The sequence below is a fragment of the Brenneria sp. hezel4-2-4 genome (assembly GCF_013155275.1).
Lineage (GTDB): Bacteria > Pseudomonadota > Gammaproteobacteria > Enterobacterales > Enterobacteriaceae > Brenneria.
On sequence record NZ_JABJXS010000013.1, the window covers coordinates 1 to 20,161 of the forward strand.

Annotated in this window: 12 protein-coding genes and 1 riboswitch; of the genes, 10 read left to right on the top strand and 2 right to left on the bottom strand. The window is 54.2% G+C overall.

Going from position 1 to position 20,161, the window contains the following annotated elements:
* Positions 1-369 precede the first annotated feature (369 nt).
* The 4 genes from metA (at position 370) to aceK (ending at position 6,337) form a co-directional block, all read left to right on the top strand.
* Positions 370-1,299: a homoserine O-succinyltransferase gene (gene metA, locus HOY33_RS18005; protein ID WP_172291521.1), complete on the top strand. Its 930-nt coding sequence runs from the start codon at positions 370-372 to the stop codon at positions 1,297-1,299.
* A gap of 283 nt (positions 1,300-1,582) precedes the next feature.
* On the top strand, positions 1,583-3,181 hold the full coding sequence (gene aceB / locus HOY33_RS18010) for a malate synthase A (RefSeq protein WP_172291522.1): 1,599 nt from the start codon (positions 1,583-1,585) through the stop codon (positions 3,179-3,181).
* Between the two features lie 30 nt (positions 3,182-3,211).
* A complete protein-coding gene (aceA, locus tag HOY33_RS18015; RefSeq protein ID WP_172291523.1) occupies positions 3,212-4,519 on the top strand; it encodes an isocitrate lyase in 1,308 nt (435 codons plus the stop codon).
* Between the two features lie 48 nt (positions 4,520-4,567).
* Complete coding sequence (aceK, locus tag HOY33_RS18020; RefSeq protein WP_172291568.1) at positions 4,568-6,337, top strand: bifunctional isocitrate dehydrogenase kinase/phosphatase; 1,770 nt, start codon at positions 4,568-4,570, stop codon at positions 6,335-6,337.
* Here the strand turns inward: aceK and iclR are convergent.
* Positions 6,334-7,167 carry a glyoxylate bypass operon transcriptional repressor IclR gene (gene iclR, locus HOY33_RS18025; protein WP_172291524.1) on the bottom strand — a complete coding sequence of 278 codons (834 nt, stop codon included), beginning with the start codon at positions 7,165-7,167 and terminating at the stop codon, positions 6,334-6,336. The genes aceK and iclR overlap by 4 nt on opposite strands.
* Here iclR and HOY33_RS18030 point away from each other — a divergent pair.
* From HOY33_RS18030 to HOY33_RS18050, 5 genes are all read left to right on the top strand, one after another.
* The gene (locus HOY33_RS18030) at positions 7,166-7,318 is read left to right on the top strand and encodes a hypothetical protein (RefSeq protein ID WP_172291525.1); all 153 of its coding nucleotides are present in this window, start codon (positions 7,166-7,168) and stop codon (positions 7,316-7,318) included. The genes iclR and HOY33_RS18030 overlap by 2 nt on opposite strands.
* Positions 7,319-7,362: 44 nt before the next feature.
* Positions 7,363-11,046: a methionine synthase gene (gene metH, locus HOY33_RS18035; protein WP_172291569.1), complete on the top strand. Its 3,684-nt coding sequence runs from the start codon at positions 7,363-7,365 to the stop codon at positions 11,044-11,046.
* Between the two features lie 204 nt (positions 11,047-11,250).
* Positions 11,251-12,207: a helix-turn-helix transcriptional regulator gene (locus HOY33_RS18040; RefSeq protein WP_172291570.1), complete on the top strand. Its 957-nt coding sequence runs from the start codon at positions 11,251-11,253 to the stop codon at positions 12,205-12,207.
* A 122-nt stretch (positions 12,208-12,329) separates the two neighbouring features.
* Positions 12,330-14,438, top strand: a complete 2,109-nt coding sequence (locus tag HOY33_RS18045) for a TonB-dependent siderophore receptor (protein ID WP_172291526.1) — start codon at positions 12,330-12,332, stop codon at positions 14,436-14,438.
* Positions 14,439-14,910: 472 nt separating this feature from the next.
* Positions 14,911-16,557, top strand: coding sequence for a Na/Pi cotransporter family protein (locus HOY33_RS18050; protein ID WP_172291527.1), 1,647 nt, complete (start codon positions 14,911-14,913; stop codon positions 16,555-16,557).
* A gap of 45 nt (positions 16,558-16,602) precedes the next feature.
* Here HOY33_RS18050 and lysC read toward each other — a convergent pair whose 3' ends face one another.
* On the bottom strand, positions 16,603-17,964 hold the full coding sequence (gene lysC, locus HOY33_RS18055; protein WP_172291528.1) for a lysine-sensitive aspartokinase 3: 1,362 nt from the start codon (positions 17,962-17,964) through the stop codon (positions 16,603-16,605).
* Between the two features lie 125 nt (positions 17,965-18,089).
* A riboswitch (Lysine riboswitch) is annotated at positions 18,090-18,285 on the bottom strand.
* Positions 18,286-18,453: 168 nt separating this feature from the next.
* Here lysC and pgi point away from each other — a divergent pair.
* A complete protein-coding gene (pgi, locus tag HOY33_RS18060) occupies positions 18,454-20,103 on the top strand; it encodes a glucose-6-phosphate isomerase (protein WP_172291529.1) in 1,650 nt (549 codons plus the stop codon).
* The last annotated feature ends 58 nt before the right edge of the window (positions 20,104-20,161 follow it).

The following is a 20,161-nucleotide window of genomic DNA, read 5'->3' on the forward strand; positions in this document are numbered from 1 at the left end:
CCCATGCCGAACTCAGCAGTGAAACGCCGTAGCGCCGATGGTAGTGTGGGGTCTCCCCATGTGAGAGTAGGGAACTGCCAGGCATCAAACAAAGCGGAAAGCCTCATGCGAAAGCATGGGGCTTTTTTGCATGGAGAAAACGGAAATATCTGTGTTGCAGGGCTGATATATAGAGGCTGACTGTAGCGCTCTTATTTTACTATTTCTGCTAATTACACTTCTTTATCTGAAAAACAGATAAGCTTATCTCAATCGTGATGAAACATTTTCACCTTAGACGGTGGATGCTCGACATTGGAATAAAAACTCGCTATCTTCAGGCATCTAGAAGTCTAAACGTATAAACGTATGTAGTGAGGATATAAGGTTATGCCAATCCGGGTTCCTGATGAGTTACCAGCCGTAAGTTTTCTGCGCAATGAGAACGTCTTTGTGATGACCTCTTCTCGCGCTAAAACGCAGGAAATTCGTCCGTTGAAAGTGCTGGTACTGAACCTGATGCCTAAGAAGATCGAAACGGAAAACCAGTTTCTTCGGCTGCTATCAAACTCCCCTTTGCAGATTGATATTCAACTGCTGCGTATTGATAGCCGTGAATCAAAGAACACGCCCGCAGAGCATCTGGATAATTTCTACTGTAATTTTGATGATATTCAGGATGAAAATTTTGACGGTTTAATCGTCACAGGCGCGCCGTTAGGATTAGTGGATTTTTGTGATGTGGTTTACTGGCCGCAGATTGCGAGAGTGATTGAGTGGGCGAAAGAGCATGTCACGTCAACGCTATTTGTATGTTGGGCGGTACAGGCCGCTTTGAATATTCTCTATGGCATTCCCAAAATGACGCGGGCAGAGAAATTATCCGGTGTTTATTCGCATCATACGCTGCAACCCCATGCTTTATTGACCCGTGGTTTTGATGAAACCTTTTTAGCGCCTCACTCACGCTATGCGGATTTCCCCGTTGATGTTATTCGTGACCATACGGATTTAGATATTCTGGTGGAGTCTGAGCAGGCGGGCGCTTATCTGTTTGCCAGTAAGGATAAACGCCTGGCGTTTGTCACCGGGCATCCCGAGTATGATGCGTTGACGCTGGCTGGTGAGTATTTTCGTGATTGTGAAGCCGGTCTGGATCCGATGATGCCTGTCAATTACTTCCCTGATAACAACCCTGATATATCGCCACATGCGACCTGGCGCAGCCACGGCTATCTGTTGTTTGTTAACTGGCTTAACTATTACGTTTACCAGATTACGCCGTTTGATTTGCGTCGCATGAATCCGACGCTGGACTAATCGATCTTTTCTTTATCTCTCCCTTCTCTGCGGGCGCCCTTAGGCGCCTTTCTTTTTGTCATCTCTGCCAAACTTATCAAGTGAAATCCATTTCCTTTGCTAACAAAAATTAATTCTTATAGAGATCAAATGATTACATGCTTTTATTTTTAAAAATGGAAATAGTTTTTGATTTTTAACTTTATTGAATTACGCTTAAAACTGTCGGTTAATAAATGCTCATGCCTTGTTTGCCGGCCAGCTATGTTGATGAGTGAAGCGGGATCTGAGAAGGAACCATGAAATGACGCAACAGACGATAAGCAGAGAGTTAGTATTCAGTCAGCGTTTTGGCGACGTTGAAAGACAAATTCTTACTGAAGACGCGGTTGATTTCTTAACTGAATTAGTCGGCCGTTTTACGCCGCGACGTAATCAGTTATTGGCGCAGCGTCAGGTGCAGCAGCGCATAATCGATAATGGCCAACTCCCCGATTTTATTTCGGAAACCGCTTCCATTAGGCGTGAAGAGTGGAAAATCCGCGGTGTCCCTGATGATCTTAACGATCGTCGTGTTGAAATCACCGGGCCTGTTGAACGCAAGATGGTGATCAACGCGCTGAACGCCAACGTGAAAGTTTTTATGGCTGACTTTGAAGACTCGTTATCCCCGAGTTGGGACAAGGTCATTGACGGTCAGCTTAATTTACGTGATGCGGTAAGAGGCACGATTTCTTATATCAATGAATCAGGAAAAATTTATCAGTTAAAACCCGATCCGGCCGTATTGATCTGCCGCGTTCGCGGTTTGCATTTGCCTGAAAAACACGTGACCTGGCAAGGCGAGGCTATTCCCGGCAGCCTGTTCGATTTCGCGCTCTATTTTTTCCACAACTATCAGCAACTGTTGGCAAAAGGCAGCGGTCCGTACTTTTATCTGCCAAAAACACAGGCATGGCAGGAAGCGGCCTGGTGGAGCGAGGTGTTTTGTTATGCCGAGGATCGTTTTGATCTCCCGCGCGGAACCATCAAAGCGACGGTACTGATCGAAACATTACCCGCTGTTTTCCAGATGGATGAGATCCTCTATCACCTGCGCGATCATATCGTCGGGCTGAACTGCGGCCGCTGGGATTATATTTTCAGCTATATCAAAACATTGAAGAATCATCCCGACCGTGTTTTGCCCGATCGTCAGTCGGTGACGATGGATAAACCCTTTCTGAGCGCTTATTCAAGATTATTAATTAAAACCTGCCATCGGCGCGGCGCGTTTGCGATGGGGGGAATGGCGGCCTTTATTCCCAGCAAGGATCACGCGCGTAACGAGTGGGTGCTGGATAAAGTGCGTAAAGATAAGGAACTGGAAGCCAGAAACGGTCATGACGGCACTTGGATCGCACATCCCGGATTGGCGGATGAGGTGATGGCGGTTTTCGATCGGGCCTTGACGGGTCGGAGCAATCAGCTTGACATCAGTCGCGCGGAAGATGCGCCGATCGGTGCGGCGGAATTGCTGGAGCCTTGCCCAGGCGAACGAACGGAGGCCGGCATGCGCGCCAATATTCGCGTGGCGGTGCAGTACATCGAAGCCTGGATTTCGGGTAACGGCTGTGTGCCTATTTACGGCCTGATGGAGGATGCGGCGACCGCGGAAATTTCCCGTACCTCCATTTGGCAATGGATTCATCACGGCAAGACGTTGAACGACGGACAGGCTATCACCAAAGCGCTCTTCCGCCAGATGTTAGCGGAAGAGATGCGGGTGATTCAGGAGGAATTGGGGGAGGCACGGTTCAGCGGCGGCCGGTTTGATGAGGCTGCGCGCCTGATGGAGCAAATTACCACGCAGGATGAATTGATCGACTTCCTGACGTTACCCGGTTACGCATTACTTGATTAATTCTGACTGATGATAAAAGGAATCGCCGCTATGACAACCTCTCGTACCCAACAGATTCAAGCAATCGAACAAGAATGGAAAACCGCTCGCTGGGAAGGCATCACCCGTCCTTATCGCGCCGAAGATGTGGTTAATCTGCGTGGCTCGGTGAACCCGGAATGCACATTGGCGCAATTGGGCGCCGCTAAATTATGGAAATTGTTGCATGGCGATGCGCGTAAAGGCTATGTGAACTGTCTTGGCGCGCTCACCGGCGGGCAGGCCTTACAACAGGCCAAAGCGGGTATTGAAGCCATCTATCTGTCCGGCTGGCAGGTTGCCGCTGATGCGAATCTGGCGGCCAGTATGTATCCCGATCAGTCATTATATCCGGCGAACTCGGTGCCTGCCGTGGTCGAGCGGATTAACAACACCTTTCGTCGCGCCGATCAGATCCAGTGGTCTAATCAGATTGAACCGGGTGATGAAGGCTATACCGATTATTTCCTGCCGATTGTCGCGGATGCGGAAGCGGGATTTGGCGGGGTGTTGAACGCCTTTGAACTGATGAAGTCGATGATTGAAGCGGGGGCAGCGGCGGTTCATTTTGAGGATCAGTTGGCCTCTGTCAAAAAATGCGGACATATGGGCGGCAAGGTGCTGGTGCCGACGCAGGAGGCGGTTCAGAAACTGGTCGCCGCGCGTCTGGCCGCTGATGTGCTGGGGGTGCCAACCTTGCTGGTTGCCCGTACCGATGCCGATGCGGCGGATTTGTTGACGTCAGACTGCGATGAGTACGATCGTGCTTTCGTTATCGGCGAGCGCACGGTGGAAGGTTTCTATCGCACCCGTGCCGGCATCGAACAGGCAATCAGCCGCGGGCTGGCCTACGCGCCTTATGCCGACCTGGTATGGTGCGAAACCTCAACGCCCGATTTGCAACTGGCCCGCCGCTTCGCCGAGGCGATAAATGAAAGATATCCCGGTAAGTTATTGGCTTATAACTGTTCGCCTTCCTTCAACTGGAAGAAGAATCTGGATGACCGCACCATTGCGCGCTTTCAGGATGAACTGTCGTCAATGGGCTACAAATATCAGTTTATTACGCTGGCCGGGATCCACAGTATGTGGTTCAACATGTTCGATCTGGCCCACGCTTACGCGCGCGGCGAAGGCATGAAACACTATGTTGAGAAAGTGCAGCAGCCGGAGTTTGATGCGATAAAAGACGGCTATTCTTTCTCATCCCATCAGCAGGAAGTCGGCACGGGCTACTTTGATAAGGTGACGAACATTATTCAGGGCGGCGTTTCTTCCGTCACCGCTCTGACGGGATCGACAGAAGAACAGCAATTTTGATCCTACCCGGCCAGCGTGCTGCTGGCCGGTGTTCATCTGGAGAGCATGATGGTTCGCGATCTTGAACAACTGGTGGCGCAGACGATTTTGCAGGGATTCGATGCGCAATACGGTCGCTTTCTGGAGGTGACGGCCGGCGCGCAACAGCGGTTTGAGCAAGCGGACTGGCCGGCGGTGCAGCAGGCAATGAAGCAGCGCATTCACCTGTATGATCACCATGTCGGTCTGGTGGTGGAGCAATTGCGCTGTATCACCGGGACACGCTGCGACGATGCCGACTTTCTGGCTCGGGTAAAACAGCGTTATACCGCTTTGCTGCCGGATTACCCGCGCTTTGAGATCGCGGAAAGCTTTTTTAACTCGGTCTATTGCCGGCTGTTCAACCACCGGGAACTCGCGCCGGATAAACTTTTTGTCTTCAGCTCTCAGCCTGAGCGACGTTTTCGCGAGATCCCGCGTCCCATTGCGCGCATGTTTATCCCGTCGGACGGTTGGCGCGCGCTGCTGGAAAAATTGCTGGGCGACCTGCCTTTACGGCTGCCATGGGAGGATCTGTCGCGGGATATTTCCTACATTGTGGCTTATCTACAGCAAACTTTCTCCGCAGAGCAGCTATCCCAAGCGACGCTACAGGTGGCGAATGAGGTGTTCTATCGCAATAAGGCGGGCTGGCTGGTCGGGAAGCTGTCCGTGCCGGAGGGCATTTTCCCTTTCCTGTTGCCTATTCACCATAACGAGCAGGGGGCGGTGTTTATCGACACCTGCCTGACCAGCCATTCCGAAGCCAGCATTGTGTTTGGCTTCGCTCGCTCTTATTTCATGGTGTATGCCCCGCAGCCTTCCGCGCTGGTGGCCTGGCTGCGCGATATTCTGCCGGGTAAAACCACGGCTGAACTGTATCTGGCGATCGGCTGCCAAAAGCACAGCAAAACGGAGTATTACCGCGAGTATCTGCATTACATTGCCGCGTCTGAGGAGCAATTTATTATTGCTCCCGGGGTGAAAGGCATGGTGATGCTGGTATTTACGCTGCCGTCGTTTGATCGGGTGTTTAAGGTGATTAAAGATCGCTTTGCGCCGCCAAAAGAGGTGAATGCCGAGCGAGTTATGGCGTGCTATCGGTTAGTCAAAGAGCACGATCGCGTCGGAAGAATGGCGGATACGCAGGAGTATGAAAATTTTGTCATCGATAAGCAGCGTCTCAGCCCGGCGTTGATGGCGGAATTACAGCGTGAGGTGCCGGAAAAGCTGGAGGATTCAGGCGATCGGATCGTGATCCGTCATCTGTATATGGAACGACGCATGACGCCGCTGAACCTTTATCTTGAACAGGCCACGGAACAACAGCTCCATGATGTGATTGAGGAGTATGGCAATGCGATCAAGCAGTTGGCCGCGGCCAACATTTTTCCGGGGGATATGCTGTTTAAAAACTTTGGCGTAACCCGGCATGGCCGGGTGGTTTTCTACGACTACGATGAGATCTGCTATATGACGGAAGTGAATTTCCGCGAGATCCCGCCGCCGCGTTATCCCGAGGATGAAATGGCCGCGGAGCCCTGGTACAGCGTGGCGCCGAATGATGTATTTCCCGAAGAGTTTCGCCATTTCCTGTGCGGCGATCGCCATTTACAGGCGCTGTTTGAGGAAATGCACGGTGATTTGTTCCGTGCCGATTACTGGCGAGGGTTGCAGCAGCGCATTCGTGACGGCCATATTGAAGATGTTTACGCCTATCGGCATAAGCAGCGCTTCAGCCAGCGTCGGGCTGAAGCGGATGAACAACCGATCCCTATCGGCTTTAGACGTCGCGTTTAACGCGTGCCGCTGTATTGCTGAGTAATCTCTTTCGCCGCCTTGATCACTAACGCGCCCAGTTCGGTGACGCGATCGTCGGTAATGCGTGATACCGGGCCGGAAATAGAGATCGCCGCAAAGGCTTCGTGATGCTCATCAAGGATACAGGCGGCGATGCAGCGCAGTCCCAGCGCATGCTCTTCGTCGTCAAAGGAATAGCCTTGCTTGCGGATCTGCAACAGATTTTCTTTAAGATTTTGCGGCGAGTTGAGGGTGTGATGGGTGTAGCCATGTAGCCCTTTTCTATGCAGCAACCGCGTTACCTGTTCCTCCGGTAGAGCGGCCAGAAACGCTTTCCCCGCGCCCGACGCGTGCATCGGCAGCTTGCCGCCGATCGGCGCGGACATGCGCATCAGCGCGTTGCACTGCACCTGATCGATAATAATCGCCTGACAATCGCTCTGGTCCAGCACGGCTAAATTCACCGTCTCGCCGGATGTTTCCATCAGTTTGCGCAGTATCGGGTGCACGGTGGCTAGCAGATTACGGCTTTGCAAAAAGCTGCTGCCGACGATAAAGGCATGGGAAGCAATCGTCCACAGACCGAGATCGCCGACCTGACGGACAAACCCCTGCTGTTGCATGGTGGTCAGTAACCGATGGGTCGTGGAGTTGGGCAAACCCGCCTGCTGGGCCAGATCGGTGAGCGCGACGCTGCCGTTAGCCTGTGCGATGTATTCCAGCAACGTCAAGCCGCGCGTCAGCGATTGAACCTGCCCGGTTGGCTGGGCGGGCGTCGCGGCATTGGCCCTGGGTTTCTTCCCTCTTTTGGCGGGTTCTGGTGGCGTCATGGCATTGATTCCTTTTTCAGATAATGGAATTGATTTTCGTTTTTTTACCCAAGAATGCAACTCTTCTTTCCCGGCGGATGAAATCTCTTTGCTGCCTGAAAAAGTCTCATGTGACACGGCGTTAGCTGATTCGCAACTTATGCTAGGATAAAACCTCGCATGGGTAAGACAGGCATTGGCTGGAATGAGGTTTTTGTGATTAATCGGGTAGACGAATTGCGCCGTCAGTTAGCGCAACGCATTATGGTGTTGGATGGTGGTATGGGCACCATGATCCAGAGTTATCGCTTACAGGAAGAGGATTACCGTGGGGAGCGCTTTGCCGACTGGCCGAGCGACGTTAAAGGCAATAACGACCTGCTGGTGCTGACCCGGCCTCAGGTTATTACGGCGATCCACGATGCTTATCTGCAGGCGGGAGCGGATATTCTCGAAACCAATACCTTCAATTCCACCACCATCGCGATGGCTGATTATGCGATGGAGTCATTGTCCGCGGAGATCAACACCACCGCCGCACGACTTGCCCGCGCCTGTGCCGACAAGTGGACGGCGCTGACGCCGGATAAACCGCGCTACGTCGCCGGCGTTCTCGGGCCAACCAACCGCACGGCCTCGATTTCTCCTGATGTTAACGATCCGGCATTTCGTAACGTCAGTTTTGATCAACTGGTAACCGCTTACCGTGAGTCAACCCGCGCGTTGATCGAGGGTGGTGTCGATCTGATTATGATCGAAACCATCTTTGACACGCTGAACGCCAAAGCGGCGGTGTTTGCCGTTGAAAGCGAATTCGAAGCGTTAGGGATCGAACTGCCGGTGATGATTTCCGGCACCATCACCGACGCTTCCGGGCGCACCCTGTCCGGCCAGACGACGGAGGCGTTCTACAATGCGTTACGTCATGCCCGGCCGCTGTCATTTGGTCTGAACTGCGCGCTGGGGCCGGATGAGCTGCGCCAGTATGTGGCGGAGCTTGCGCGCATTGCGGAATGCTATGTGTCGGCGCACCCGAATGCGGGGCTGCCGAACGCCTTTGGCGAGTACGATCTGGATGCGGCCGACATGGCGCGGCACGTCGGCGAATGGGCGCGCTCCGGTTTTCTGAATATTGTCGGTGGTTGCTGTGGTTCCACACCGGAACATATTGCCGCCATTGCCAAGGCGGTCGACGGCGTTGCTCCGCGTAAATTGCCGGAGATCCCGGTGGCCTGCCGTTTGGCTGGTCTGGAGCCGCTGAATATTGACGCGAATACGCTGTTTGTCAACGTCGGCGAACGGACTAACGTCACCGGTTCGGCGCGATTTAAGCGGCTGATCAAAGAAGAAAAATATAATGAAGCGCTGGATGTGGCCCGCCAGCAGGTTGAAAGCGGCGCGCAGATCATCGATATCAACATGGATGAAGGCATGCTGGATGCGGAAGCGGCGATGGTTCGTTTTCTGAATCTGATTGCCGGCGAGCCGGATATTGCCCGCGTGCCGATCATGATTGACTCTTCAAAATGGGATGTGATTGAGCAGGGCCTGAAATGTATTCAGGGCAAAGGCATTGTGAACTCGATCTCCATGAAAGAAGGGGTTGAAGCCTTTGTTCATCACGCCAAACTGGTGCGGCGCTATGGCGCTGCGGTGGTGGTGATGGCGTTTGACGAAGTGGGGCAGGCGGATACCCGCGCCCGTAAAATAGATATTTGCCGCCGCGCTTACCGCATCCTCACCGAAGAAGTGGGGTTCCCCCCGGAAGATATTATTTTCGACCCGAATATTTTCGCGGTGGCGACAGGCATTGAAGAGCATAACAACTACGCGGTGGATTTTATTGAAGCCTGTGCGGATATCAAAGCGCAGTTACCCCATGCGATGATCTCGGGCGGCGTGTCTAACGTTTCCTTCTCTTTTCGCGGCAATGACATGGTGCGCGAGGCGATCCACGCCGTGTTTCTTTACCATGCGATCCGCAACGGGATGGATATGGGGATCGTTAACGCCGGTCAGTTGGCGATCTATGACGATCTCCCGGCGGAGCTGCGTGAGGCGGTTGAAGATGTGATCCTCAACCGTCGTGACGATGCCACCGAGCGTATGCTCGATCTGGCGGAAAAATACCGCGGCAGCAAGTCGGACGATGAAAGCCACAAGCCGCAGGCGGAATGGCGCGGCTGGCCGGTTAAGAAGCGGCTGGAGTACTCGCTGGTTAAAGGCATTACCGAGTTTATCGAGCTGGACACCGAGGAGGCGCGTCAGCAGTCGGAACGGCCCATTGAAGTGATTGAAGGGCCGCTGATGGATGGTATGAACGTGGTCGGCGATCTGTTCGGCGCCGGGAAAATGTTTTTGCCGCAGGTGGTGAAATCCGCCCGGGTGATGAAGCAGGCGGTGGCCTACCTCGAGCCCTATATCGAAGCCAGTAAAGCCAAGGGAACCACCGCCGGGAAGATCCTGCTGGCAACGGTAAAAGGGGACGTGCACGATATCGGCAAGAATATTGTCGGCGTGGTGTTGCAGTGCAATAACTATGAAATCATCGATCTTGGCGTGATGGTGCCGATGGATAAAATTCTGAAGACCGCGCGTGAAGAGAAAGTGGATATCATCGGTCTGTCCGGCCTGATCACCCCGTCGCTGGATGAGATGGTCAACGTGGCGAAAGAGATGGAGCGTCAGGGATTTACCCTGCCGTTAATGATCGGCGGCGCGACAACCTCAAAAGCGCATACCGCGGTGAAGATCGAGCAAAACTATAGCGGCCCGACCGTCTATGTACAGAATGCTTCCCGCACGGTGGGGGTGGTTTCCGCATTGCTGTCCGCCAGTCAGCGTGATGATTTTGTCGCCCGTATCCGCAAAGAATATGAAACCGTGCGTATTCAACATGGGCGCAAAAAGCCCAGAACGCCGCCCATCAAGCTGCAAGCCGCCCGCGATAACGCCACGCCGCTGGACTGGGAAAGCTATACGCCGCCAGTTGCGCATCGCCTGGGCGTACAGGACGTTACCGCCAATATTGAAACGTTGCGTAATTACATCGACTGGACGCCATTCTTTATGACCTGGTCGTTGGCCGGAAAATACCCGCGTATTCTGGAAGATGAGATAGTGGGGGAAGAGGCGCAACGCTTGTTTGCCGATGCCAACGCCATGCTGGATGATTTGTCGGCGCGCGGCGCGCTTCATCCCCGCGGGGTTGTTGGGCTATTCCCCGCCAACCGGGTGGGTGACGATGTGGAGGTTTATACCAATGAGCGTCGGGATGAGGTGCTGTTGGTCAGCCATCATCTACGCCAGCAAACGGAAAAAGCGGATTTCCCCAACTATTGCCTGGCCGATTTCGTCGCGCCTAAATCCAGCGGTAAGCCGGACTATCTTGGCGCGTTTGCCGTCACCGGCGGGCTGGAGGAGGACTCGTTAGCCGAACAATGGGAAGCGAAGCATGATGATTACAATAAAATCATGGTGAAAGCCTTGTCGGATCGGTTAGCTGAAGCTTTCGCCGAGTATTTGCATGAGCGCGTGCGCAAGGTTTACTGGGGCTATGCGGCCAATGAAAACCTCAGCAATGACGAATTGATTCGTGAAAACTATCAGGGCATTCGTCCGGCGCCGGGCTATCCGGCATGTCCGGATCACACCGAAAAGGCCGAAATCTGGCGACTGCTGGATGTGGAAAAGCACGTCGGGATGAAATTAACCGACTCTTACGCCATGTGGCCGGGCGCGTCGGTATCCGGTTGGTACTTCAGCCACCCTGACAGCAAATATTTTGCCGTCGCCCAGCTTCAGCGCGATCAGATCGAAGATTACGCCAGACGTAAGCAGATGGATATCGGTGAAGTGGAACGCTGGCTAGCGCCGAATTTAGGCTACGACGCGGACTAGGCGATGTATCGCGGGATAGGCTGAGCATGCTCCATTCTTCAGAAATTGATAACACGATTTTATGAGAATGGTTATCACTATTATTGATGCCCCGCGAGGCTGATGATATGGTGAAGCTGATAACTATTACTCTGGCGTTTGTTTCTCCAGATCGGCCTGGCCTGATGTTTGATACAAAACATGATGAATGCACACGCTCTTGCGATGGCAAAACGCCACTTTTCGATAGAAGATTTTTTTGATTTTGGCGAGCGTTATGGGATTAGCTACCATTTTCCTGCGCTGGCGGGGAGTTGCGATCGTTACAAAGAAAAGGGTGCGGTCATCCAGGGCCGTGTCGAAGAGCTGGCGCTGTCGTCAGGCATCTGCCTGACCCACTCCAACGTGCGGGTTTTGCAACCTTATGAATCCACTTCATTGCACTGTTCTCCTCTTTATACCCTGATCGTTCTGGAAGGCTGCGTGGCGATCCGGTTGAATAACCGGGAGTTTACCGTGCGTCCGGGCATGGCGTTCAGCACCCGGCTGGGCGAGCATGTGGTAATGAACGCCAGTCATCAGGCCGATTGTCACCTCAAGACCCTGACGCTTGGCATCAATCCGGCCAGTTTTCAGCCGCAGCCGTTGATTACCTCGTTATTGCATGAATGGGAACGCACAGATGCCCCGGCGTTTGTCTGGCAGATACCCGGTTATTTGCTGTCCGGGTTGCAGTATGTGCTGGAAAACGCCGAGCCAAGTATGGCGCGCCAGTTCATGCTGGAAGGCGTCATGCTGCAACTGCTGGGATACGGCCTGTCGATGGAATCTCAGCCACAGGAAAAAAGCTATTTATCTTCTCCCGGTGAACGGCATCGTCTGGAGACTATTCGCCAACTGTTACAGCAGCAGCCTGAAAAAGAGTACAGGCTCAATGATCTGGCGCAAACGGCAGCCATGAGCGCCAGTAGCCTGCGAAGCAAATTCCGCCAGGCCTACGGGCATTCGGTATTTGATTACCTGCGCGACTGCCGGTTGGAACTGGCTCGTCGCTATCTGGAACAGGGGTATAGCGTCCAGCAGGCGGCCTGGATGTCCGGTTATCAGCACGCCACCAATTTCTCTACCGCCTTTCGACGACGCTACGGTTTTTCACCGAGCGTGGTTCGACCCAATATCTGAAAGTTCCCACCGTACAGCACCTTTGTCATTGCGCATATGGCATCTGTCATTGCGCATAGTTATAACGTCGGTAAAAACGGTAATAATTCTTATTTACAATAAAGCGTGTTGTGGAGAGTGTCATGTTCAGAAAATCGCGGCTGGCATGGGTGGCTGGGTGTATCGTGGGCGGCTTTAACCTATCGGCAATGGCGGAGGAAGAGACGGCATCGCCGTCTTCCTCCGGTAACGATACGATAGTGGTGTCCTCTCAGACGCAAAGCGGCGCAACCAAGCTGGCGACGCCGGATATTGAAACCCCGCAGGCGGTTTCCATCGTCACGCGCGATCAGATCCAAGAGCAAGGTGCCATCAGCGTACGACAGGCCGTAAGCTATACGCCCGGCGTGTTCAGCAACCAAATCGGCGCATCCAACCGCTTTGATTATATGGTGCTGCGCGGTTTTTCCGACGGCAGTCTGGACAACGTCTATTGGGACGGGCTGAAAATGATGGGAGACACCAGCTCCCACAGTTCTTTGGTTGTCGATCCCTGGTTCCTGGATAGCATTGAAGTGGTCAGAGGGCCGGCCTCGGTGCTGTATGGCCGCGCTTCGCCGGGCGGGATTGTGGCGCTGAGCTCCCGTCAGCCGTCGTTTGATCGCAGCGGACAGATCAAACTGTTTGCCGGTAATAACGCGCAGCGCGGCGCGGCTTTTGATGTCACCGGGCCGTTGGATGACGATGACCGTCTGGCGTTTCGCCTCAGCGGCATGACGCGTTATGCGGATACCCAGTTCGGCCCGCTGAAAGAGCAGCGTTACGCCATTGCGCCCAGCCTGACCTGGCGGATTTCCGATAAGACCCGGCTGGATCTGCTGGCTTACCTGCACCGCGATCCGGAAGGCGGCAGCCATTCTGGATTACCCTATGAAGGAACGGTGATTGCCCATAACGGGCGGAAAATCCCGAACACCTTTTATGAAGGCGAAGAGAATTACGAGAAGTACGATCGTAAGCAGAATATGGTCGGGTACAACATCGAGCATGGTTTCGACAACGGCTGGTCGGTACGTCAGAAAGCGCGCTATCTGCGGACTAAAGTTCATCTGGATCAGGTGTATGCCTATGGCTGGAGCAGCGGGGACTCGCTTTATCGCTACTATTCCGGCGCGCGGGAAAAACTTTCCGCCGTGACGCTGGATAACCAGTTGGACGGCAGCTTTGACACCGGCGCGGTGAATCATCGTCTGCTGGTGGGCGTGGACTATCAGCAACGGCACAATGACGTGGACTGGCCTTCAGGCGCGTTTCCCGACATTGATGTCTTTAATCCGGTCTATGGCGCCGCGCCGACGGCCATGTACGGCTCAACGCTTGAGAAACATAAGCTGCAACAGACCGGGATCTATATCCAGGATCAAATGAGCTGGGAGCGCTGGCGTTTCACGCTGGGCGGGCGTTACGATCGGGTGAAAGTGACCAATATCGATAAGAGCACCGGCACCCGCAGCGAACTGGATGAAAATAACCTTAGCTCCCGGGCGGCGCTGCTCTATCTGTTTGACTCCGGTTTTGCCCCTTACGTCAGCTATTCCACCGCCTTCACGCCCACCAGCTTTGTCGGCGAGGATGGCAACGTGCTTGAGCCGATGAAAGGCAAGCAGTGGGAAACGGGGCTGAAATATCAGCCGGAAGGTTCGCAGAGCCAGTACAGCCTGTCGGTGTTCCGCATCAATCAGCGCAATGTGGCGACCAAAGTACAGCCGACCGACCCCTATCGTTCAGTGGGGGAAATCGAATCGGAAGGGGTGGAACTGGAGGCCGTCAGCCAATTGACCGACAACCTGCGTTTGCAGGCTGCCTATACCTACACGGATATCCGTTATAAGAAAAGCAGCGCCGACGAGCAGGGGAACCGCGCTGTTTACGCGCCGCGTAATCAGGCCAGCGCCTGGGCGAGCTATGACGTGAAAAGCGGCCCGCTGGATGGTTTGACCATCGGCGCCGGCGTGCGTTATGTCAACGGGGTAACGTCCGATCGCGCCAACACCCATACGCTGCCATCCTATACGCTGGTGGATATGGCGGTGGGGTATGACTTATCCAAAGTCGGGTTGAAAGGCCTCAGCGCGCAGTTGAACGTGAATAACCTGACGGACAAACGTTACGTGGCGGCCTGTAACTCGCTGGAGTTCTGCTATTTCGGCGCCGAGCGCAGCATCGTGGGCAGCGTGTCTTACTCTTTCTAATACGGTTGTTACATAAAGCAGGCCGGGAACATTCCCGGACTGAGGTTGCTGACAAAGTCGTCGGTAAGCCCGAGATACCCGGGCCTACCGTACCGAGGGGCCATGATGGGACACATCCTTGTGTCCCACCCTGCGGGCCAGCATAAATGCTGTTCAAATTTGCTCCTGGCAAATTTGTCGGCGGCTTACGCCGCTACGGCCCCTCGCCACGCTCTCCCTAATAACGGGCTTTATCAACGGTCTGGGGTCGGGAACGTTCCCGGCCTGCTTTTTTCCTCAGCGCCCGCCAATCACTTTCCGCCGCCGCCACGCTCTGACGTCAACGCCATTAAAAAGGGGCGATTGAGTTATTGAATCATGCCGGCGAATTTTCTTATATGGAAAGCGCTTTCCAGTGAAGACAGGAAACATCTGTTAATATGACTGACGAGGGAATTATCAATATCACCTAGACGCCAGGAGTATCAACGTTGTGTTAACACTGCTGCACTTACTTTCTGCGATTGCGTTGCTGGTGTGGGGAACGCATATTGTTCGCACCGGCATCATGCGGGTCTATGGCGCCAGTTTACGGCGGGTTCTTAGCGAAAGCGTGGAGAAGAAGCCCTGGGCTTTTATGGCCGGGATCGGCGTCACGGCGTTGGTTCAGAGCAGTAATGCCACCGCGTTGCTGACCACGTCTTTTGTTTCGCAGCGGCTGGTGGCGTTGGCCCCGGCGCTGGTGATTATTCTCGGCGCGGATGTCGGCACCGCACTGATGGTGCGGATACTGACGTTTGATTTTTCCTGGCTGTCCCCGTTATTGATTTTTCTGGGGGTGATTTTCTTCCTCAGCCGTAAGCAGACGCGCGTGGGGCAGATCGGCCGGGTGGCTATTGGCCTGGGGCTGATTCTGCTGGCGCTGGAAATGATTGTGGCGGCGGCCACCCCGATCACCCAAACAGCGGGTGTGAAAGTGCTGTTCTCTTCGCTCACCGGCGACATCATGCTCGATGCATTGGTCGGCGCGTTGTTTGCGGTCGTCAGTTATTCCAGTCTGGCGGCGGTACTGCTGACCGCGACGTTGACGGCCAGCGGAGTGATTTCTCTGGAAGTGGCGATGTGTCTGGTGATTGGCGCCAATCTGGGCAGCGGGCTGCTGATCATGATCGGTTCCACGACGCAGAATGCGGCCGGTCGCCGTGTGGCGTTGGGCAGCGTGCTGTTCAAACTGATTGGCTGCCTGTTCGTACTGCCCTTTGTTGAGCCGTTGTCGCGCTGGCTGGCGCGTTTACCGCTCGAACCGGAAGAACTGGTGATTTATTTCCACCTTTTCTACAACCTTATTCGTTGTCTGATATTGATTCCGTTCGCCGAGATGGTCGCCCGCCTGTCCTGCGTGATGATCGCCGATTCGCCCGAAGTGGATATTCAAATGAGGCCGCGGCATCTGGACACCAGCGCGCTGGATACGCCCGCGCTGGCGCTGACCAACGCCGCGCGGGAAACCCTGCGGATCGGCGATGTGGTGGAGCAGATGCTGCGTCTGTATCGTGAGGTACTGCAAGGCGACCCGATGCAGCGGCGGGAAATCCGCCGGCTGGATGATGATGTCGATGTGCTGTATACCGCGATTAAGCTCTATCTGGCGCAGATCCAAAAAGACAGCCTCGACGAGCGGGACTCCCGGCGTTGGGCGGAAGTGATTGAGGTTGCGCTGAATCTTGAGCAGGCGGGGGATATTATCGAACGGATGGCCGACGATGTCGCCAATACATCCCTGACCGCTCGCCGGGCCTTTTCGGCTCAGGGGCTGACGGAGTTAAACACCTTGCACGATCAGTTACTGGCGAACTTACGTCTTGGTCTGTCGGTATTTCTTTCGGAAGATATCACCAGCGCTAAACGTTTACGCCGTGCCAAACACCGTTTCCGTATTCTGAATCGTCGTTATGCGCATGCCCACGTTGATCGGTTGCACCAGCAGAACGTGCAGAGCCTGGAAACCAGCTCGCTGCATTTGGGGTTGTTGGGCGATATGAACCGGTTGAATTCGCTGTTTTGTGCGGTGGCGTATAACGTGCTGACGGTATCGCAGGATGAAGATGAAGAACGGGAAGAGTCGCCATTGACGCTGTGAGCGCGGGAGAAGCGACTCTCCCACGCTGAATTCGGCGAAAACGGATTATTCAAACAGGCTGCGGTGCAGCGTTTGGATCACTTTCTCCGCATCATTGCCGGGCACCAGGAAACACAGGTTATTGCTGCTGGCGCCGTAGCAAATCAACCGGATATTAAACGGGTCCAGCACGCCAAAGACCTCTTTGCCCACCCCGCAGGCCTGCGACAGCTTGTTGCCGATAAGCGCAACCAGCGACAGATTTTCTTCGACTTCCACCCGGCACAGCGAGGACAGCTCGGTCAACAAGCCGCTGGACAGCAGGCTGTCGCCGGTTGAGGTGGAACCGGTGGTATCCAGCGTCAGCGCCACGTTGACTTCCGAGGTGGTGATCAAATCGACCGAGATGTTGTGACGGGCCAGAATGCTGAATACCTCGGCCAGAAAGCCGCGCGCATGCAACATGTTCAAACTGTGTAAGGTCAGCAGGGTTTGCTTGCGACGCAGCGCCAGCGCACGGAACAACGGCGGGTTTTCGGTTTTATTGCAAACCAGCGTACCGCCTGCGGCGGGATCCTTACTGGAACCAACGAACACCGGAATATCGCTGCGAACGGCGGGCAATAACGTGGCCGGATGCAGCACTTTCGCCCCGAATGTGGCCATCTCCGCCGCTTCTTCAAACATAATTTCGTCAATACGTTTCGCCGCCGGCACCACGCGCGGATCGGTAGTGTAGATGCCGGGCACGTCGGTCCAGATATCAATGCGGCTGGCATTCAAGGCTTCGCCCAGCAGCGCGGCGGTGTAGTCGCTGCCGCCGCGTCCCAAGGTTGTGGTGCGCCCCAGGGCCTCACTGCCGATAAAACCTTGCGTGATGATTAATCCCTGCTCAAGACGCGGTTGCAACTGGCTGCGGGTCAATTCTCCCAATGTCTGGCAATCGGGTTCGGCGCGGCCGAAGTGGTCATCGGTGCGCATGATTTTGCGAACATCGAACCACTCGGCAATCACCTCACGCTGGCGCAGGATTTCAACAAACAGCAGGGTGGACATCAACTCGCCGTGGCTTACCAGCTCATCCGTCAGGGCATTGGAGGTCGCCAGCGCCGCCGCTTCCGACAGCGTGGTGATATTCTCAAGCATGCGGTCGATTTCATCGCGGATCACCGCCGGCGTCGCCAGGCGGTCGATGATGGCGTACTGGATTTGACGGATTTTGCTCAGTAGTTGGGCTCGCTGTTCCTGATTCTGCCCTTCGGCCAGGGAAACCAGCAAATTGGTGATGCCGGCGGAGGCCGACAATACTACGACCCGAACATCGGGATTGGATAAAACCACATCGGCGCTGTGATTCATGGCGTCAAAATCGGCGACGCTGGTGCCGCCGAATTTGGCGATAACGATAGGATGCGTGTTTGCGGACATTTAAAAAAACCTCGTGTCAGGGGAGCCATTGTTTGCGTTATTCACAACGGCGATCCATTAATCAGCCTTGGCACAAGGGAAGAGCGGTAAACAGGGAGCAGGCGTAGAAATAGAAAAACTACGATACACCCAGAAGCGCTCCACCTTGCTGAACGCCCTAATCAGGGCGAACCGGGTGACAACCCAGAGGATTCAGCCCCTGTGGTCGATGTCCATGAATTCCGTCGTTCACGCCATCTCGGCGTCGCTCCCCCTGGGGTATCATCAGCGGATTACGGTTCCTCCGATACCTTACCTGGGCGACGCTCCTCTTCTGGCTTGCGCTGAACGCGCAAGTACAGAGTTAGAAATAACGGGTTATCCGGTGACTGTCAATAAAACAAACGCGGCGATGTGCATTTCTCAAGAAAAGGGATCTCAATTGACGATTTACGGGATACAATCGATTCAGCAATTTTTGATTTCACTCTCGGAGAGAAGAGCATTGTTATGAAAAATATCAATCCAAGCCAAACCGCCGCGTGGCAAGCGTTACAACAACATTTTGATGTGATGAAAGATATTCAGATCAAAGACTTGTTTGCTCAGGATCGTTCGCGTTTTGAACGCTTTTCCGCCACTTTTGACGATTTGATGCTGGTGGATTATTCCAAAAACCGCATTACAGCGGAGACATTGGAAAAATTACAGGCGCTGGCGCGGGAAACTGATTTGGCCGGGGCGATTAAGTCGATGTTTGCCGGCGAAAAAATTAACCGGACCGAGGGCCGGGCAGTACTGCACGTTGCCCTGCGTAACCGCAGCAACACCCCGATTGTCGTCGACGGCAAAGATGTCATGCCTGAGGTGAATGCGGTACTGGAGAAAATGAAAAACTTCAGCGAACGGGTCATCGGCGGCGAGTGGAAAGGGTACACCGGCAAGGCGATTACCGATGTGGTGAATATTGGCATCGGCGGCTCCGATCTGGGGCCGTATATGGTGACGGAAGCGCTGAAGCCGTATAAAAATCATCTTAATATGCATTTTGTTTCCAACGTCGACGGTACGCACATTGCGGAAACGCTGAAGCCGCTTAATCCCGAAACCACGCTGTTTCTGGTGGCGTCCAAAACCTTCACAACCCAGGAAACCATGACCAACGCGCATAGCGCCCGTGACTGGTTCCTGAAAACCGCGCAAGACGAAAAACATGTGGCGAAACACTTTGCCGCGCTGTCTACCAATGCCCAGGCCGTCGGCGATTTTGGCATTGATACCAATAACATGTTTGAATTCTGGGACTGGGTCGGCGGGCGTTATTCTCTGTGGTCCGCGATTGGTTTGTCGATTATTCTCTCTCTGGGATTCGACAATTTTGAGCAACTGCTCAGCGGCGCTCATGCGATGGACAAACACTTCGCGTCTACCCCGGCCGAGCAAAACCTGCCGGTGCTGTTGGCCTTGATCGGTATCTGGTACAACAATTTCTTCGGCGCCGAAACGGAAGCCATTCTGCCGTACGATCAATATATGCATCGGTTCGCCGCCTATTTCCAACAGGGGAATATGGAGTCCAACGGCAAGTACGTCGATCGCAACGGTCATCCGGTGGATTATCAAACCGGGCCGATTATCTGGGGCGAACCGGGAACCAACGGTCAGCATGCGTTTTATCAGCTGATTCATCAGGGAACCAAGCTGGTTCCGTGTGACTTTATTGCGCCCGCGTTGAGCCATAACCCGTTGAGCGACCATCACAGCAAGCTGTTGTCTAACTTCTTTGCCCAGACAGAAGCGCTGGCGTTCGGCAAGAGCCGCGACGTGGTTGAGGCAGAGTTTGCCGCCGCGGGTAAAACGGCGAAGGACGTCGAGCACGTTGCGCCCTTCAAAGTCTTTGAAGGCAACCGTCCGACCAACTCGATTCTGCTGCGTGAAATTACCCCTTACAGCCTGGGGGCGCTGATCGCCCTGTATGAGCACAAAATCTTCACCCAGGGAGCGATTCTGAACATCTTCACTTTTGATCAGTGGGGCGTGGAATTGGGTAAACAGTTGGCTAACCGCATTCTACCCGAACTGGAAGATGCGAAAGACGTCACCAGCCATGACAGTTCGACAAACGGACTGATCAACCGCTTCAAGCAGTGGCGTGCTTGAGATTGGCAACCATTAAAAAAGGTGGGAATTCCCACCTTTTTTGTTTCTGGCAACGATG

Excerpts from the sequence above, each read along its gene's own strand:
- metA (WP_172291521.1), top strand. The coding sequence starts at position 370 with ATGCCAATCCGGGTTCCTGATGAGTTACCAGCCGTAAGTTTTCTGCGC.
- aceB (WP_172291522.1), top strand. The coding sequence starts at position 1,583 with ATGACGCAACAGACGATAAGCAGAGAGTTAGTATTCAGTCAGCGTTTT.
- aceA (WP_172291523.1), top strand. The coding sequence starts at position 3,212 with ATGACAACCTCTCGTACCCAACAGATTCAAGCAATCGAACAAGAATGG.
- aceK (WP_172291568.1), top strand. The coding sequence starts at position 4,568 with ATGGTTCGCGATCTTGAACAACTGGTGGCGCAGACGATTTTGCAGGGA.
- HOY33_RS18030 (WP_172291525.1), top strand. The coding sequence starts at position 7,166 with ATGGCATTGATTCCTTTTTCAGATAATGGAATTGATTTTCGTTTTTTT.
- iclR (WP_172291524.1), bottom strand. The coding sequence starts at position 7,167 with ATGACGCCACCAGAACCCGCCAAAAGAGGGAAGAAACCCAGGGCCAAT.
- HOY33_RS18040 (WP_172291570.1), top strand. The coding sequence starts at position 11,251 with ATGGCAAAACGCCACTTTTCGATAGAAGATTTTTTTGATTTTGGCGAG.
- HOY33_RS18045 (WP_172291526.1), top strand. The coding sequence starts at position 12,330 with ATGTTCAGAAAATCGCGGCTGGCATGGGTGGCTGGGTGTATCGTGGGC.
- lysC (WP_172291528.1), bottom strand. The coding sequence starts at position 17,964 with ATGTCCGCAAACACGCATCCTATCGTTATCGCCAAATTCGGCGGCACC.
- pgi (WP_172291529.1), top strand. The coding sequence starts at position 18,454 with ATGAAAAATATCAATCCAAGCCAAACCGCCGCGTGGCAAGCGTTACAA.